Origin of the sequence: Rhizobium viscosum, from assembly GCF_014873945.1 — a bacterium.
GTDB lineage: Bacteria > Pseudomonadota > Alphaproteobacteria > Rhizobiales > Rhizobiaceae > Rhizobium > Rhizobium viscosum.
Genome location: NZ_JADBEC010000001.1, coordinates 2,661,840 through 2,678,097, shown reverse-complemented (window position 1 = coordinate 2,678,097; position 16,258 = coordinate 2,661,840). Strand labels below are relative to the sequence as shown.

Below are 16,258 nucleotides of genomic sequence, written 5' to 3'. Positions count from 1 at the left end.
AAGATCCTAGCAGGCGAGACGCTTCTGTTCGCTCGCGACCTTGTTTATGACGGCACGGGAGGCTTTTGGATACCGCTTGCTGACTTCGCGCAGCGTCGCGCAGGCAGTATCGGTATTGTCGAGTGCGGCAAGCGACATGCCGAGCTTCAGCAGCATCTCGGGCGCCTTTTCAGACGTGCCGTATTTTTGATGGGCGTTCAGGAAAGTCTTGGCCGATTCGTTGAACTTGCCCTGCGAATAAAGCGCTTCGCCGAGCCAGAAATTTGCATCCGGAGCACGCGAGCTGTTCGGATAACGGGAAATGTACTGCGTGAATTCCTGCTCCGCCGTAGCGTAGTCCCCGGAAAGCACATGGCCATAGGCCGCCTTGTACTGGTCGGACTCGCTGCCGAGCGAGGCGGTCTGCTGCGGCGCCGCCGCATCCGGCAGCGGCGCGGAACCGACCGTCGCATTCTGGTTCATGGTATTGCCAACGGGATTGCCGTTCTGGTCGAAATCCATGGAGCCGAGCTCGCGCGGCGGCTGTCCGAGGCCTCCATTGGCCGGCAAGTCGGTGGAGGGAGCCGTTTCGGCTCCCTGCGGGGCTTGAATGACCTTGGCGATATCGTCGCCGCCGCCTGATGCCGATGGAGCGACATCAGCTTCGCTCTTCTTCACCGGCGTCTTGGCAGCACCGCCACCACTTGCACCGCCGCCCGTCTTTTCGAGTTGCTGGAAGCGGAATTCATTGTCTTCCTGCTGCTTGCGGATCGTTTCCTGCATCTGGAGGAGTTGATAGCTCATCTCCTCGATACGGCCGTTCAACTGCCGCATCTGGTCTTCCATCTGCTGGATGCGGACTTCAGCCCCGCTCGCCTGCACATTGACGACCGGCGCTGCGGCTTGGCTCTGCTGCGCGGGTTGGCCGCCGAAATGCAAGCCCAAGAACGACGCGGAATAAGCCGCTCGCTCGCTCCCGGTCACGGCCGCAAGGCACAGCATGCCTGCCACGACTAGTTTCTTCATTTGTATCGTCCTGTCCCAGTGATTCTTCGCGCCCCGATGGCACGACAGGAGATTTTTCCAATTGCTCTCAAAAAGCAACGGAGTCTGGCCAAAGTGTGGTCAAAAAGAAAGGCGGCCCGCAAGGAGCCGCCTCATCAAATTCCGGCTTTTGCCGAAAATTACATGCCCGCGCCACCGAGAACGGTGACGGCACGGCGGTTCTGCGACCAGCACGAAATGTCATCGCAGACAGCAACCGGACGCTCCTTGCCGTAGGAGATCGTCTTCATGCGCTGGGCCGGAACACCACGCGAAGCGAGATAATCCTTGGCGGCTGCGGCGCGGCGAGCACCGAGAGCGAGGTTGTATTCGCGCGTGCCACGCTCGTCGGCATGGCCTTCGACCGTGATCTGGTAGTTCGGGTAACGACCGAGCCACTGAGCCTGACGGTCGAGCGTCTGGGCAGCATCGGCGCGGATCGACGTGGAGTCGGTATCAAAGAAGATGCGATCGCCGACATTGACCGTGAAGTCCTGGGCAGAGCCCGGCGTTGCCGCACCTGCACCGAGGCCGAGATCGCCGGCGCTGTTAGGCACATTCTTCTTGTTGGCGCAGCCTGCGAGAGCAAGGCCGGCGACAAGCGCGATCATGACGGGGTTACGGGCGAAATTCTGCATGCGGCTCATTGCCGGGGTGTGAATTCGGCTCATGGCCGGGTCTCCTTGCGACTTCAATCAGGGTTTCCGGACAGTAACCGCACTCGGTTAACCGGCCATCAAAGTTTATGGTTAACAATTCGTTGATTTGTCCCTGCATCGCCCATTTTCAGGACTTTGCGGCGACATGAAGGCGGTATTTTTGCTCTCCACTACTCCAGAAGCGGCGACCAGGCCGGGTCCGAGCCATAGGCCGGCGTCTTGATGGCCTGTTCATTGTAGCCCGTCAGGTCGATCGAATAGAGCTGCGGACCGCCCGCACCCGCCGCCTGACGGAAGAACATGATGACACGGCCATTCGGCGCCCAGGTCGGGCCTTCATTGTGGAAACCGGTCGTCAAAATACGCTCGCCCGAACCATCCGGCTTCATGACACCAATCGAGAACTTGCCGCCCGACTGCTTGGTGAAGGCAATCAGATCGCCGCGCGGCGACCAGACCGGCGTGGAGTAACGGCCATCGCCGAAGGAGATACGGGTTTGGCCCGAACCATCGGCATTCATGACGTAGATCTGCGACTGTCCGCCGCGGTCGCTTTCGAAGGCGATGCGGTTGCCGTCTGGCGAATAGGAGGGCGAAGTGTCGATGGCCGCCGTCGAGGTCAGGCGGGTCGTCGTGCGCGAACGCAGGTCCATCGTATAGATGTTCGAGTTGCCCTCCTGCTGCAGGCTCATGATGACCTTCTGGCCATCAGGAGAGAAGCGCGGCGAGAAGGTCATGCCCGGGAAGTTACCGACGACTTCACGCTGTCCGGTTTCGAGCTGCAGCAGATAAACGCGCGGCTGCTGGTTGGCGAAAGACATGTAGGTCACTTCCTGCCGGTTCGGCGAGAAGCGCGGCGTCAGAACGAGGTCGCTGCCATCCGTCAGCATACGCACGTTGAAGCCGTCCTGATCCATGATCGCCAGCTGACGCTTGCGCTGCTGCTTGGGACCGGATTCGGAAACGAAGACGACGCGGGTGTCGAAATAGCCTTCTTCGCCGGTGATCTGCTTGTAGATCGCGTCAGCGATGATGTGGGCAACACGCCGCCAGTTCTCAGGCTGGGTGTAGAACTGCTGGCCCGTCATTTGCTGGCCGGCGAACGGATCCCAAAGGCGGAACTCCGCGCGAAGGCGCCCATCGGCCTCCTGGGTCACACGGCCAGTCACCAGCGCTTGTGCATTGATGACCTTCCAATCCTCGAAGCGCGGCGAGGCGTCAGGATTGGAAATCTTCTCGATGAAGGCCGTCTTGTTGATCGGCGCAAACAGGCCGGATCTCTGGAGGTCGGCTGCGATGACCTGAGAAACCTGCGCGCCCATATCGCCCTGAAGGAAATCCGTCACCGCGATCGGCAACGGCTGAACGTTACCTTTTCGGATGTCGAGCGTAACCAGCGCGTTGGCCGGCGTCGCGAAGACGGCAGCGGTCATCAGACTGGCTGCGACCATGATGGCGCGGAAGAAGGAACACTTTGTCATACCAAACAGCCTTTCAGCATCTATGGAGTCGGATCGCCGGCTTCGAAGCGCAGGACGACTTCTTTCCAGGATTCGTATTTGTCTTTCGGAAGCATGGTGAATGGCGATGCGCGCAACACCGCATGGAGAGCTGCAGCCGACAGGCGATTTCGCGCAGCCTCATCGCCGCCCGAAACTGTCACCAGCGGCGAACCATCGATCGCACCAGTCCTGCTAAGCTTCAGGTGAACGGTGATCAGAACCTTGCCACCCTTCAGCAAGTCTGGAGGCACATTGAAATGGGTCGTTATAGCTCGACGCATCGCTTCCACCGACGCATCGGACGTCGCTGCCCCGGCTGACTGTGCCGATGCCTCAAAGGCGCAGCCCAGAATCGTGCCGAGTACTAAGGTGGCTGCTAAGGACTTGGTGCCGTGGGACAGGTCCGTCAGCATCTAGATTCCCATGCTGCTCGGATCGAAGTTCAATTCGACCTCATTCCAAGTGTCATACTTGTCCTTCGGAAGCATCGAGAATGGCGCGGATTTCATAACAGCTCTGTAGGCACCGCTTTCCAGCGCACGCCGCGTAGAATCGCTGCTGCTACCGCCCGAGGACTCAACTTCAGGCTGGCCAACAATGTTACCATCCTTATCGAGCTTCATATGTACCTTGATGACCATGCCGGAAAGGCCTTCCATCCCCGGAGTGATCAGCCAGTTACCCTCGATCAAACCTTGCAGTGCATTCTCTTCGCTCTGGCTAAGTTTCGAGCCCCCAGTGCTCTTCTTCGCGCCCAGGGATGCTTCCTGTGTCGAGCGCTTGGCACCACCTGCGGACGGATCGGTCTTGTTCAGCAACGCGGAAATCTCGTCCGCATTGAAGTCGCTCTTCATCGAAGAAGCGGATTTCGCCACCTCGCGCTTCTGATCGTCCTTCTTCTTGTCGGTCGGCTTTTCGGCAGTCTTCGGCTGATCCTGAGGCTTCTCCGGTGGCTTTTCGGCAGCCTTCGGCTCCGGCGGCTTTACCTGCGGCTTCAGGACCGGGGTCGGCACTTTGTCCGGCAATGCCTCGGCATCCGGCTTCGGCGGTTCTGCAGGCTTGGCCTGTTCTTCCGGCGGCTTTTCCTCGGGCTTCGGCGGCGTCACTTCCACGGGCTTGGTCTGCGGAATGGAAGCGACTTCCTTCGGCTGCTCGACCTCGGTCTCTTCCTTGTTGACTTCCTTGACGTCGTTCGGCTTGGGATCGATCGTCGGCAGCGGCTTCTCGCTCGAATTCGCCGCCGCAGCTTCGCTGTTGCTGGGCTTGGCGTTCGGGACCGGCGGCGTCTTCAGGTCGACATTGTTGTCACCGGCATTTTCCGCCGGCTGCGGGATCGGTGGCCGGGTCGTCGGCGTCGGCGCAGAAACCTCTTTCTTCGGAGCCTTCTTGTCGCCCTGCTGCAACTGCGTGATGGATTCCACCGGCACGAGGTCGACCGGCATCGCCTCGAAATCCTCCACCTTGAAGGATTCCGGAGCGCTTAGCGACACCAGCGCCCAGGTAAGCACCAGCCCGTGCAGAACCGCAGATGTGACGACGCTGGTCTTCATCTTGAGCGTTACTGGTCCTTCTTCTGCTGCGTCACGAGGCCGATATTCTTGAAGCCCGCGCCCTGGATACGGGCCATGACGTCAGCAATCACGCCGTAAGGCGCAGTCGCATCGCCGCGCACGAAGATGCGCTCGTTGTAACCGGTGGTGGCGATCGCCTCGAGCTTTGCAGCAATTTCCTCAGCCGGGATCGGCGTTTCCTGCAGATAGACTTCGCCGTTGTTCTTGACCGAGATCGTGATCGGCTGCGTCTCGGAATTCAGCGCCTTGGCCTGCGTTTCCGGCAGATCGATCGGAACACCGACCGTCATCATCGGGGCCGCCACCATGAAGATGATGAGCAGCACGAGCATGACGTCGACGAGCGGCGTCACGTTGATTTCGGAGATAACCCCCTTGTTGCGGCCACCGCGGCGGCGGCGTCCGCCGCCTCCTCCACTATTGCCGCCTACAGCCATACCCATGGTCGTCTACTCCGTTACTGCGCGGCCTGGCGCGGCTGCAGCTTCTCGTCGATCTGGCGCGAAAGGATGGCGGAGAATTCATCCGCAAAGCCTTCCATGCGACCCGAGAGCTTGCCGGCATCGGCGGAGAACTTGTTGTAGGCGATAACCGCCGGGATAGCGGCGACGAGACCGATGGCGGTTGCGAGCAGCGCTTCCGCGATACCAGGCGCCACAACCGCAAGGTTGGTAGACTTCGAACCGGCGATTGCCTGGAACGAGGTCATGATACCGACGACCGTGCCGAACAGACCGATAAACGGACCGGCCGAACCGATCGTCGCAAGCGAGCCGAGACGGGCCGAGAGATATTCGGATTCACGGGCGAGCGTCACGTCCATCGCGCGGTCAATACGCATTTGAAGACCGATCGGCGAACGTGCACCACGCTCGAAGGACTTCTTCCATTCGCGCATCGCCGCGACGAAGATCGCCGCAAGGCCCGTATTGTTGCGCTCGGAAAGCGTCCGGTAGAGTTCTTCCAGCGACTGGCCCGACCAGAAGACCTGCTCGAACTTGTCGAACTGGCGACGGGCGCGGCCGTAAGCCAGATATTTGTCAATGACGATAGCCCAGGTCCACACCGAAGCGGCGATAAGGCCGAGCATGACCAGCTTGACGACGATGCCGGCCTGCATGAAAAGCGACCAGAGGCTGACGTCGGTCGTGGCTGCTGCCAATCCTACTTGTTCCATAGATCCAAAATCCCCGAATCCAAACGCCCGGCGCTTGACCGGGCGGCACGAAGTGATCACGCAAGAATGTCTGGCGGCCGCCGCCCAAAGCCCTGGTCAAGCTTCCAAGCTCTTCTTCCGCCTTCTTGCCGTCAAATTTGGTCAAAGGAAGGCGTGCGTCGCACAAACTCCGACTCCGCGAGTAAGACACCATTATGGTTAATAGATCGTTAGTGCCAAACTGTGACAGCAGGAATGTCGCGTGAGATTTTGTTCCTGGATTAACTTGACCGGAGCATCGCTCGGTTGCTGAACACAGCGCTCATCTTGCAGCGCGGCAATTCCTTCACATAAAATTCAAGTTTTTACAACCCCTCGATTCCGGCAGTTTGACGCGAGAAGCGCAGGCATTGTCCCGGCTATTTTCAGGTCTCGGGAATGAGCATTTGCCTTGCGAGCGCCTCCGGCAGCCGGCGCGGCCTGCCCTTGGCATTGATCACGGCGATGATCACCTTCGCGGCGATCAGCAGAGTATCGGCGCGGCGGATTTCCTGGTTGAGCACCATCTTCGCGCCACCGGCCTTTTCGGTGTGTGTGATCACGGTCAAAATGTCGTCCATGCGGGCCGGGCTTTTAAAGTCGATCTCCATGCGATGAACGACGAAAACGAGTCCTTCCTCGTCCGCATTCACGAGCTCTCGCTGCTCGACACCGAGACAGCGCAGGTAGTCGGTGCGGCCCCGTTCGAGGAAATGCAGATAGCGTGCGTGATAGACCAGACCGGAGAAATCGGTATCTTCATAATAGACCCGCTGAACGAGTCGATGACCCACCTCGGTGAGCTCGCCGGAAATAGAAAAACCGTGTTCCGCCATAATTTTCTCCAAACTTTCCGGCCCTCTTTGGCGCAACACGTCTCGACACGCAAGCATTGAACAATTGTCATATTTCCTAACTATTCCCGTTAGGACACAACCATGAGGAGCCAGTGGCATGAAGATTGCAGTGATGGGCGGAGACGGGTTCATCGGTTGGCCAACCTCGCTGCATCTCTCCGATGCCGGGCATGACATCCACATCCTCGACAATCTCTCCCGCCGCTGGATCGATACCGAGCTCGGCGTCCAGTCGCTGACGCCGATGGACTCCATTCAGGAGCGCACTCGTATCTGGCATGCCGAAACCGGCCGGCGCATCCATTTCAATCTGATCGACCTCGCTCGGGACTACGAGCTCCTGAAGAAGTGGCTCGCGGAAAACCGGCCGGATGCGATCATCCATTTCGCCGAGCAGCGCGCCGCGCCCTATTCGATGAAGAGCGACCGGCACAAGAATTACACTGTAAACAACAACGTCAGCGCCACGCATAATCTCTTGAATGCGTTGGTCGAGCTGCAGCTCGATGCGCATCTGGTCCACCTCGGCACCATGGGCGTCTACGGCTATTCGACGGTCGGTGCCGCCATTCCGGAAGGTTATCTGCCTGTCGGCATCGAGACGATGGATGGCGAAACTGCCTCGCAGGAAATCCTCTATCCATCCAATCCCGGCTCGATCTACCACATGACCAAGTGCCTGGATCAGTTGCTCTTCCAGTTCTATGCCAAGAACGACAGCCTTAGGATCACTGATCTGCATCAGGGCATCGTGTGGGGCACGCATACTGAACAGACGCGCCGCCATCCGCAACTCATCAATCGCTTCGATTATGACGGCGACTACGGCACGGTGCTGAACCGCTTCCTCATTCAGGCTGCCATCGGCTATCCGCTGACCGTCCACGGCACCGGTGGCCAGACGCGCGCCTTCATCCATATCCAGGATTCCGTCCGCTGCATCGAACTGGCGCTCAAGAATCCCCCGGCCCGTGGTTCACGCGTCGAGATCTTCAACCAGATGACGGAAACCCATCGTGTGCGCGATCTTGCGGAGATGATCGCCAAGATGGCCGGTTCCGAAGTCGTCTGGCTGCCCAATCCGCGCAAGGAAGCTGCCGAAAACGATCTGGTCGTCAGGAACGACAAATTCCTCAGCCTCGGCCTCGATCCGATTACCCTGAAGGCCGGCCTGCTCGACGAAATCGTCGAAGTCGCCAGGAAATTCGCTTACCGTGTCGACCGCTCCCGCGTCCCGGCCGTCTCCGCCTGGACGAGGGATATCGCCGCGACGATCAATCACGACCCGGAAGGTAAGCGGCTGAAGTCCGTATCATGAGTGGTGCTTTCTTCTCGAGGCAACGGCCTTGCCGGAGCGAGGCCGTTCAGGAAAGTACCCCGAATCCATGACCCCCGCCCGGCACTTCGCCTACGTCACTCTCGTCACCAACGCCGACTACGCCATGGGCGCGACGGCACTGGCCAACTCGCTGCGTCGCACCGGTACGGACGCCGCCATCGTCATCCTGCATACCGGCGGTGTTGACGCGGCCACGCTCGCCCCACTGGGCGCCCTCGGCTGCCGGCTGATCGAAGTCGAGCATCTGCCTTTGTCTGATGCTTTCAACGAGCGGCATACGCGCGGCAATCTCCACTCCGCTGCACCTTTCACCAAAGGCCGCAAACCGGCCTTTCACTCGCCGCTCGACAATTTCTGCAAGCTCCGCCTCTGGCAGCTTGTCGAATATGAGCGCTGCGTTTTCATCGATGCCGATGCGATCGTCTTGAAGAACGTCGACAAGCTCTTCGCCTACCCGGAATTCTCCGCGGCGCCGAATGTCTATGAACGCCTTGCCGACTTCCGCCGCATGAACTCCGGGGTCTTCGTCGCCCGCCCTTCGCAAGAGACCTTCCGGAAGATGCTTGCGGTTCTGGATCAGCCTGACATCTTCTGGCGGCGCACGGATCAGACCTTCCTCGAGACGTTCTTCCCCGATTGGCACGGCCTGCCGATCTATCTCAACATGCTGCAATATGTCTGGTTCACCATGCCGGCCCTATGGGATTGGAAGAGCATTTCCATCCTGCACTATCAATATGAAAAACCTTGGGAAAAAGATCATCCCAAGGCCGCGAGACTACAACCTTTGATCGATTTGTGGCATTGTTTCCATACTGACAGCCACGTGCCGGAGATTGCATCTCTGGCCAATCCGGATGAAGCGGCATGAAAGTACTGGTATCAGGCGGAACGGGCCTCGTCGGACGTTATATCGTCGAAGAGCTGCTTTCTGCCGGATATCAGGTGATTGTCGGCGGACGGCGTGCGCCGCTCCCCCGGTCCTTCTCCCGTCCGGTCGATTTCGTCCCGCTTTCGCTCGATCCGGACGAGGACGATATCGGCGCCTTCGATGATGCCTATTTCTTCGTGCACGCCGCCTTCAGTCACATCGAAGGAAAATATCGCGGCGGCGAAGGCGATGACCCGAAGGCATTTCACCGCCTGAACCTCGACGGCACCGTAAAACTCTTCGAGGAGGCAAAGCGTGCAGGCACCCGCCGTTGCATCTTCATGTCCAGCCGCGCCGCCTACGGCAAGCATCCAGCGGGCACCGAGCTTTTCGAAACCATGCCCGCCACGCCGGAAACCCTCTACGGACAGGTCAAGCTCGATGCGGAACGGGCGCTCGCTCATCTTTCCGGCCCGGGCTTTGCGGGCGCAAGCCTGCGGGCGACAGGCATCTACGGTGACCGTTCTCCAAACAAATGGGATCGACTGATCGAAGACTACCTGAGCGGCCAGCCTGTTTCCTCACGCGCCGGAACCGAGGTGCATGGACGCGATCTCGGCCGCGCCGTGCGGCTGATGCTGGAAACAGAAAGTGCGCGAATCTCCGGCGAAGTCTTCAACATCTCGGATATCGCCGTCGATACCAGGGATATTCTTTCGCCGATCCGGCATCACGTCGACTGTCCCTTCCCGCTGCCCGAAGCAGCGGACAAGGCAGAGCTTTGCGATATGAACACGGGTAAGATCCGCGCGCTCGGCTGGAAGCCCGGCGGCATGCCCCTTTTCGAGCAGACGATGCGGCAATTGGCCGAGAAACAAACCGTTTCGCGACCCAGTTCCACGCAAGTCTGATCTGGCAGAGTACGCCCCAAATGTAATCGGGGGTATATTATGCAGCTCGCAACCGTTTCGGCGTCCACCCTTCTGCGCGGCACCCAACCGGCACAATCCGGCGTTTTGTCCACGAGCGATGAGCCCGATACCGGCGTATTGAAGATCCAGCGGCAGTCGCTGGCGCTGGAGCAGGTGCGCAATTCGCTGGCTAGCTCCGCCGACGATGCGAAGAGCCGCGCCCAGCGCAAGCTCGAAGAAGCCAAGCAGGAGCTTCAGGCGCTGAAAACGGCGGGTTTCCCGCCTGAAGTGATTGCGCGTCTTGCTGCGGAACTCGCGCGCAAGGTCGGCGCCGCAGCCTCCGAATTCGCCTCCGCCGTCGCAACCGGCGGCTCTTCCGCCCCAGGTGTTGCGACCAGCACAGCAGCCACATCAGCTTCCGCCGCCGCGACGACCGATGTCGCTACGAATGCTACGGCAGACATCGTCGCAAGCGATGCAACGGCTTCTACCGAGACATCGCAGGATACCGCAACGACAGCGGAAGCAGCCGAAGACAGCACGAATACTGCGGAAATGGACGGCGCGGCTCATGCCCGCAAGGCCTATCAGGAAACCATCGATGACGGTCCGAAATCGTCGGCAATTTCCGCCGATGACCGCCAGACAATGGAAGAATTCAAATCCATCGTCCGCGAGCTGAAACAGATCCTCGAAAAGGCCATGCGCGATCTGCGTGAAAAGAACCGCGACGCCACCGCCGAAGATGCAATCGGAGCAGCACAATCTGCCGTGACCGGCCTGTCGGCTGCCGTGCCGACGGCGACCATTCCTTCGAGCATCGTCGTCTAAGCCTTAGGCGCTGCCGTCTGCGGCAGAAAATGGATCGTTGCCTGGTTGACGAGCAGCACAAGGCAGGCGGCGAAGACAGTTGCAAATAGCCTATCCAGCAGTGCTGACGTTGGCAGGGCATGATCGGCGGTTCCCATCGCCATCATCATCAGCGGCGTCATCACGATCGAATAAGCGAGATAATTCCTGACCCGGAGGAAGGGCCTGGCCCCGCCGAGCATGCCGATGACAAGCACATCGGCCCAACTTGGCAAGGTTAGAAACGACAGCAATCCCGCACAGCAGACACCGAAGATGACGCCGATCACTCTTTGCGTCGTCTTCAGCGGCAAACGCTCCGGCCGCCGCTCGATCAGCAGCACCAGCGCCAGCGCCGCCCAGTGAACGTCATGATCGGGAAAGAACAGGTGGATGAGCGAAACTGCGCCCAGGCAGGAAACCAGCCGGACGGGATATTGCCAACCCGCCGGTTCCGCCAGGGAGCGCCGCAGCCTATTGAATTTCTGCCTGATGGTTGGTTTGCGTTCATCTTCAACCTGCTCCGGCGCATGACCGCGGATATGCGCGACGACCACAGCCACCACCATATGGAGAACAACAGCAAAAAGCGCGCCGCCGATGACAATCGCAAAAATGAGCAACGGATCTGCCGTGGTGGTAGAAACGATGCCGCCGACCATGACGAGATAGAAGACGAAGCGCATGGCGGCGGCGACAACAACGCGATCGAAGCCGCCGACGACGCCGGCAAGCCCCGCGATCAGCAACAGGCCGATCTGCCACGCACCGCCCAGCCGCCCGAGTACACAGGCAAGCCCGGCCGCAAGCAACAATACCAGCAATGCAGCCCCTGCGCTCGCAGCTTGCGTCGTCAGTCTGCCATGCGCTACCGTCCCGCTCATCGCCATGCCACCGATCAGGCCGAGCCCTGTATGATGGCCTCTCGCCGCAAGCAGAGCCGGAACGGCCACGGCGAGCGCCGAAACGGCGATTTCGATCGCCGTCACGTCCTTCTCAGTCGACCAGCGAAAGGCTCCGGTAACGTGATTGAGTGTTTTTTCCATCAACCGTCTCTCAAACCAGGGATTGAGCTTGAGCAATATAATACGCAGTGCGTACTATATGTCCAGTAGCAACGACGCCCCTGCGACGCTCATCCTGCGTTCGGTCCTACTCCTCGGCCGCCGCCTGCGCGCTGCGCGGTCCGAAAGTCCGCACAGCCTGTCGACCATCGCGATCCTCGGCACTCTTCATCGCTTGGGTCCTATGCCCGCCTGGCGTCTTGCGCTCGAGGAGCGCCTGCAACCGCAATCGGTAACCCGCATCATCGCCGCTCTCGAGCGCGACGGACTGATCAGCCGCATGCGGAGCGAAGCCGACCGCCGCGAGATCGAACTGTCGATCACCCCTCACGGCCGCAACATACTGTCGGAGGATATAGGCGCTCGCCGCGCCTGGCTGGAAAAAGCGATGGACGAACACCTGACTTCGCAAGAACGCAAGGCGTTGATCGACGCATCGGAGATCATGCTGAAGCTTGCCTATGCCCATCCCGAGGACGAGGCGCAATCAGGCGAGGAATAGACCCTTTTCACCTGTCGCAACCAACCACAAGCGGTTATGTTCGCTGGGTAAAGATACTGGATTTGAAATGACACCCAAGGAATTGAAGGCTCAATTGCGCGCCGAGCGTCTGGCGGCCCGCGACGCGATCCCGACGGATCTGCGCGCAGCCAAAAGCCTCGACATGGCAGCCCATGCCGGCGATACGATTGCTTTTGCACCCGACACCATCATCTCAGGTTTTCTGCCGATCCGTTCGGAAGCCGATCTGCAGCCGCTGATGGCGCGGTGGCGCGGCCGCGGCGCCCGCCTCTGCGTGCCCGCAATCATCGACAAGCAAACCATCGTCTTCCGGGAACTCGTCCACGGCGTGGCACTCATCGGCACCGGCTTCGGCACGGTCGGCCCAGGCGAAGATGCTGCTATCCTCGACCCGGAAATCATGCTCGTGCCGCTGTCGGCCTTCGATCCCCGCGGCCACCGCATCGGCTACGGTGCCGGCCATTATGACCGTGCAATCGACCGTCTTAGGCAAAAAGGCCTCTCCCCGAAGCTGATCGGCATTGCATTTGACTGCCAGGAAGTGGCAGAGGTACCCGCTGAGCCGCATGACATAAGCCTGGATGCCATCCTGACGGAAAGCGGCCTGCGCCATTTTACCTCACGGATTGGATAGGGAATGCGACTGCTATTTCTGGGTGACATGGTCGGCAAGACGGGACGCACGGCGGTCTGGGATCGTCTACCCGGCCTGGTGTCCGACCTGAAGCTGGACTTCGTCATCGTCAATGGCGAAAACGCTGCCGGCGGCTTCGGCATCACCGAAGACATCTTTTTGGAAACGATCAATGCCGGCGCCGACGTGGTGACGACAGGCAATCACGTCTGGGACCAGAAAGACGCTGTCGCCTTCGCGGGCCGCCATGACCAGTTTCTGCGTCCGGCAAACTACCCGCAGGGCACGCCTGGTCGCGGCTCCGGTCTCTTCTATGCGCGCAACGGCGCGCGCGTGCTTGTCGCCAACATCATGGGCCGCGTCTTCATGCATCCCGAGCTCGACGATCCCTTCAAGGCGGCAGAAACGATCCTTGCCGCCTGTCCGCTGAAGGAACAGGCCGATGCCATCATCTTCGATTTTCATGCGGAAGCGACGAGCGAAAAGCAGTGCTTCGGCCATTTCGTCGACGGTCGCGCCAGCTTCGTCGTCGGCACTCACACCCATGTCCCGACCGCCGACGCACAGATCCTGAATGGCGGCACCGCCTATATGTCGGATGCCGGCATGTGCGGCGATTACGATTCCTCGCTCGGCATGGACAAGGAAGAACCATTGAACCGCTTCATCTCCAAGATGCCGAAGGGCCGCATGGAAGCCGCCACCGGTCCCGCCACCATCTGCGGCGTCGGCGTGGAAATTTCGGATGCGACGGGTCTGGCCGAAAAGATCGCCCCGCTGCGCCTTGGTCCGCGGCTTGCCGAAACGATCCCGGAGTTCTGGCGCTAGAACGTTGTAACACGCAATTGTGAGCGTGCTCCGGCTGGACCGCTGCGACGGCATGCCGCATCCTCGCCGCTTCGTGAAAGCGCCGGAGGGGTGGCATGAAGCCGCATTGTCTTGTCCTCGCTATTGCATGTTTTGCAATTTTCACCGTGCCGTACCTTGCCGCAGCCCAGGAAGATCGAAGACCGGTCAGCCAGTGCCAGGCAATCGCTCAGAATATTCCCAAGGCCACCTTCGCGAGCTTCTCCGGCGTGGCGCCGGCAGTCCCTGCAGTTTCCGAGGGTGAAGATGTCAAGTTCACCTATCTCGGCCATTCAACCTTCGAAATCGAGACTCCCGGCGGCATCGTCATCGCCACGGATTATAATGGTTGGTACAGACCGGCCGTCACACCTGACGTCGTCACCATGAACAAGGCGCACTCGACGCATTACACCCTGACGCCGGATCCCGGCATCAAGCACGTACTGCACGGGTGGAGCGACATCCCCGGCGAAAAAGCCAGGATCAATCTCGTCGTCGGCGATGCCTATATTCGCAATGTGACGACGGATATCCGTTTCAGCTATGGGTTGGGCGGATCACAACTGGACGGCAATTCGATCTTCATCTTCGAGGTCGCCAGCCTCTGCATCGGCCATCTCGGCCACCTGCATTACGAGCTGACCGATACGCATTATACGGAAATCGGCCGGCTCGACGTGGTCATGGTGCCCGTCGATGGCGGTCTGACCATGGGAGCCGACAGCATGAGCCGCGTCATCAAACGGCTGCGCTCCTCGCTGATCCTGCCGATGCATCGCCGCGGCCCCCCGGTCAATGCCTTCATCTCAATGTTCGGCAATGGGTTCGACGTCAACTATGCGCCCGACAACAGCATCACCGTTTCGCTGCGCACGCTGCCGAAAAAGCCACTGATCTATGTGATGAAGGACGTGCAGTAAAAAGGCCCGGACTGTGCCCGAGCCTTTGTCTCATGCAAATTGCAGATGCCGCTTGATGCCGACGTCGGGCATCTTCTCCTCGTCGAAATTGGCCTTGGCAATTTCCCAGCCGAATTTCAGCTTGCTGCCGGTCGAGACCCAGATCTCGGCATCGTCGACATGCATGGAAAGCATCGTCAGCTTCGGATCCTTCTTGCCGCCTTCGTACCAGGCGGCAACGACCGAGCTCCAAAACTCCTCGATTTTCGCGGGATCGGGCCGCACCTCGATAACCCCGGACAGGCAGGCATGATAATCGTGGTTCTTGCCGATGACGCAGAAATGCGCGCGGCTTCCCGGTTTGATCATCTGCACGAGTTCGGCATCCGTCTTGGTATAGAACCAGATCGTATTGGTGGTCGGATCGACATTCGGAGCCATCGGCTGCATATGCATGTCGACGCCTGAAAGGCCGAGCATGCCGGCATGGATGTCGTTGATCTGGTCCCAGAGTTGACGCGCCGGTTGTTCACGGGCTTCGCTGAAGCTTGCCATAGCCGTTCCTTTCCTGCTGGTGTTGTCGGTTGAAAACGTCATCTTTGCCGCTTTGTTCCGCCATTCGCCATGCCACCAGAGAAGGATTGAAAAGCTGCTTTTTCCTTGAATATCGTCCTTTCCGATCTTATAAGGCGGCCCATTCCGAACAATGAGACGTGAACAGGGGTGCCATGGCTGGCCATTCACAGTTTAAAAACATCATGCACCGCAAGGGCCGTCAGGATTCCGTGCGGTCGAAAATGTTCTCTAAGCTCGCGCGCGAAATCACCGTTGCCGCCAAGGCCGGCCTGCCCGACCCGACAATGAACGCCCGCCTGCGCCTGGCCATCCAGAACGCCAAGGCCCAGTCGATGCCGAAGGACAATATCGACCGCGCCATCAAGAAGGCTTCCGGCGCAGATACCGAGAACTATGACGAAGTCCGTTATGAGGGCTACGGCCCGGGCGGCACGGCGATCATCGTCGAGGCACTGACCGACAACCGCAACCGCACCGCCTCCAACGTCCGCTCGATCTTCACCAAGGCCGGCGGCGCACTCGGCGAAACCGGGTCGGTTTCCTTCTCCTTCGATCATGTCGGCGAAATCACTTACAAGCTATCCGCCGGCGATGCCGACAAGGTCATGGAAGCCGCAATCGAAGCCGGCGCCGACGATGTCGAGACCGACGAGGAAGGCCACTACATCACCACCGCCTTCGAGGCCCTCGGCGAAGTCGCCAAGGCGCTCGAAGCCTCTCTCGGCGAAGCCGATACCGTGAAGGCCGTCTGGCGCGCCCAGAACAACGTGCCGGTCGACGAAGAGAGGGCGCAGTCGCTGCTGAAAATGATCGACTCGCTCGAAGACGACGATGACGTGCAGAACGTCTATTCGAACTTCGAAGTCTCGGAAGAAGTTCTGGCCAAGCTCTCGGCTTAAAGCCATCCAACATATTGAATCGAAAAACCCGGCCATT

19 protein-coding genes are annotated in these 16,258 nt (G+C 59.7%); 9 read left to right on the top strand and 10 right to left on the bottom strand.

What is annotated here, in order from left to right:
• Positions 1–6: 6 nt before the first annotated feature.
• From ybgF to ybgC, 8 genes are all read right to left on the bottom strand, one after another.
• Positions 7–1,005 carry a tol-pal system protein YbgF gene (ybgF, locus tag H4W29_RS13160; protein ID WP_192729294.1) on the bottom strand — a complete coding sequence of 333 codons (999 nt, stop codon included), beginning with the start codon at positions 1,003–1,005 and terminating at the stop codon, positions 7–9.
• 158 nt (positions 1,006–1,163) lie between these two features.
• Positions 1,164–1,694 (bottom strand): peptidoglycan-associated lipoprotein Pal, encoded by a 531-nt coding sequence (pal, locus tag H4W29_RS13155; RefSeq protein ID WP_192729293.1) that lies wholly within the window; start codon positions 1,692–1,694, stop codon positions 1,164–1,166.
• Positions 1,695–1,852: 158 nt separating this feature from the next.
• Complete coding sequence (tolB, locus tag H4W29_RS13150) at positions 1,853–3,163, bottom strand: Tol-Pal system beta propeller repeat protein TolB (protein ID WP_192729292.1); 1,311 nt, start codon at positions 3,161–3,163, stop codon at positions 1,853–1,855.
• A gap of 20 nt (positions 3,164–3,183) precedes the next feature.
• Positions 3,184–3,597: a cell envelope integrity protein TolA gene (gene tolA / locus H4W29_RS13145; RefSeq protein WP_192729291.1), complete on the bottom strand. Its 414-nt coding sequence runs from the start codon at positions 3,595–3,597 to the stop codon at positions 3,184–3,186.
• Positions 3,598–4,734 (bottom strand): cell envelope integrity protein TolA, encoded by a 1,137-nt coding sequence (tolA, locus tag H4W29_RS13140; RefSeq protein ID WP_192729290.1) that lies wholly within the window; start codon positions 4,732–4,734, stop codon positions 3,598–3,600.
• An 8-nt stretch (positions 4,735–4,742) separates the two neighbouring features.
• Positions 4,743–5,198: a protein TolR gene (gene tolR / locus H4W29_RS13135; RefSeq protein ID WP_113295394.1), complete on the bottom strand. Its 456-nt coding sequence runs from the start codon at positions 5,196–5,198 to the stop codon at positions 4,743–4,745.
• A 14-nt stretch (positions 5,199–5,212) separates the two neighbouring features.
• On the bottom strand, positions 5,213–5,932 hold the full coding sequence (tolQ, locus tag H4W29_RS13130; protein WP_029868707.1) for a protein TolQ: 720 nt from the start codon (positions 5,930–5,932) through the stop codon (positions 5,213–5,215).
• A gap of 404 nt (positions 5,933–6,336) precedes the next feature.
• The gene (gene ybgC / locus H4W29_RS13125) at positions 6,337–6,786 is read right to left on the bottom strand and encodes a tol-pal system-associated acyl-CoA thioesterase (protein WP_183735166.1); all 450 of its coding nucleotides are present in this window, start codon (positions 6,784–6,786) and stop codon (positions 6,337–6,339) included.
• A 118-nt stretch (positions 6,787–6,904) separates the two neighbouring features.
• Here ybgC and H4W29_RS13120 point away from each other — a divergent pair, with 118 nt between their 5' ends.
• The 4 genes from H4W29_RS13120 to H4W29_RS13105 all read left to right on the top strand — a co-directional run bounded on the left by H4W29_RS13120 (position 6,905) and on the right by H4W29_RS13105 (position 10,759).
• Positions 6,905–8,125: an NAD-dependent epimerase/dehydratase family protein gene (locus H4W29_RS13120; protein ID WP_192729289.1), complete on the top strand. Its 1,221-nt coding sequence runs from the start codon at positions 6,905–6,907 to the stop codon at positions 8,123–8,125.
• 67 nt (positions 8,126–8,192) lie between these two features.
• Entirely contained in the window at positions 8,193–9,017 is an 825-nt protein-coding gene (locus H4W29_RS13115; RefSeq protein WP_192729288.1) for a glycosyltransferase, read from the top strand.
• Complete coding sequence (locus H4W29_RS13110) at positions 9,014–9,928, top strand: NAD-dependent epimerase/dehydratase family protein (RefSeq protein ID WP_192729287.1); 915 nt, start codon at positions 9,014–9,016, stop codon at positions 9,926–9,928. The genes H4W29_RS13115 and H4W29_RS13110 overlap by 4 nt, the downstream gene beginning before the upstream one ends.
• Positions 9,929–9,967: 39 nt before the next feature.
• On the top strand, positions 9,968–10,759 hold the full coding sequence (locus tag H4W29_RS13105; protein WP_192729286.1) for a hypothetical protein: 792 nt from the start codon (positions 9,968–9,970) through the stop codon (positions 10,757–10,759).
• Here the strand turns inward: H4W29_RS13105 and H4W29_RS13100 are convergent.
• Positions 10,756–11,823 (bottom strand): FUSC family protein, encoded by a 1,068-nt coding sequence (locus H4W29_RS13100; RefSeq protein ID WP_192729285.1) that lies wholly within the window; start codon positions 11,821–11,823, stop codon positions 10,756–10,758. The two genes, H4W29_RS13105 and H4W29_RS13100, sit on opposite strands and share 4 nt — an antisense overlap.
• A gap of 58 nt (positions 11,824–11,881) precedes the next feature.
• On the opposite strand from H4W29_RS13100, the gene H4W29_RS13095 reads away from it, so the two are divergent.
• From H4W29_RS13095 to H4W29_RS13080, 4 genes are all read left to right on the top strand, one after another.
• Entirely contained in the window at positions 11,882–12,343 is a 462-nt protein-coding gene (locus tag H4W29_RS13095) for a MarR family winged helix-turn-helix transcriptional regulator (protein ID WP_192729284.1), read from the top strand.
• 67 nt (positions 12,344–12,410) lie between these two features.
• Positions 12,411–12,998, top strand: coding sequence for a 5-formyltetrahydrofolate cyclo-ligase (locus H4W29_RS13090; protein WP_192729283.1), 588 nt, complete (start codon positions 12,411–12,413; stop codon positions 12,996–12,998).
• 3 nt (positions 12,999–13,001) lie between these two features.
• On the top strand, positions 13,002–13,826 hold the full coding sequence (locus H4W29_RS13085; RefSeq protein WP_007827096.1) for a TIGR00282 family metallophosphoesterase: 825 nt from the start codon (positions 13,002–13,004) through the stop codon (positions 13,824–13,826).
• A gap of 95 nt (positions 13,827–13,921) precedes the next feature.
• Positions 13,922–14,767, top strand: coding sequence for an MBL fold metallo-hydrolase (locus H4W29_RS13080; RefSeq protein ID WP_192729282.1), 846 nt, complete (start codon positions 13,922–13,924; stop codon positions 14,765–14,767).
• 30 nt (positions 14,768–14,797) lie between these two features.
• On the opposite strand, the gene H4W29_RS13075 is transcribed toward H4W29_RS13080, so the two are convergent.
• Entirely contained in the window at positions 14,798–15,301 is a 504-nt protein-coding gene (locus H4W29_RS13075) for a pyridoxamine 5'-phosphate oxidase family protein (RefSeq protein WP_192729281.1), read from the bottom strand.
• A gap of 173 nt (positions 15,302–15,474) precedes the next feature.
• Between H4W29_RS13075 and H4W29_RS13070 the strand changes: the two genes are divergently transcribed.
• The gene (locus H4W29_RS13070; protein WP_192729280.1) at positions 15,475–16,221 is read left to right on the top strand and encodes a YebC/PmpR family DNA-binding transcriptional regulator; all 747 of its coding nucleotides are present in this window, start codon (positions 15,475–15,477) and stop codon (positions 16,219–16,221) included.
• The last annotated feature ends 37 nt before the right edge of the window (positions 16,222–16,258 follow it).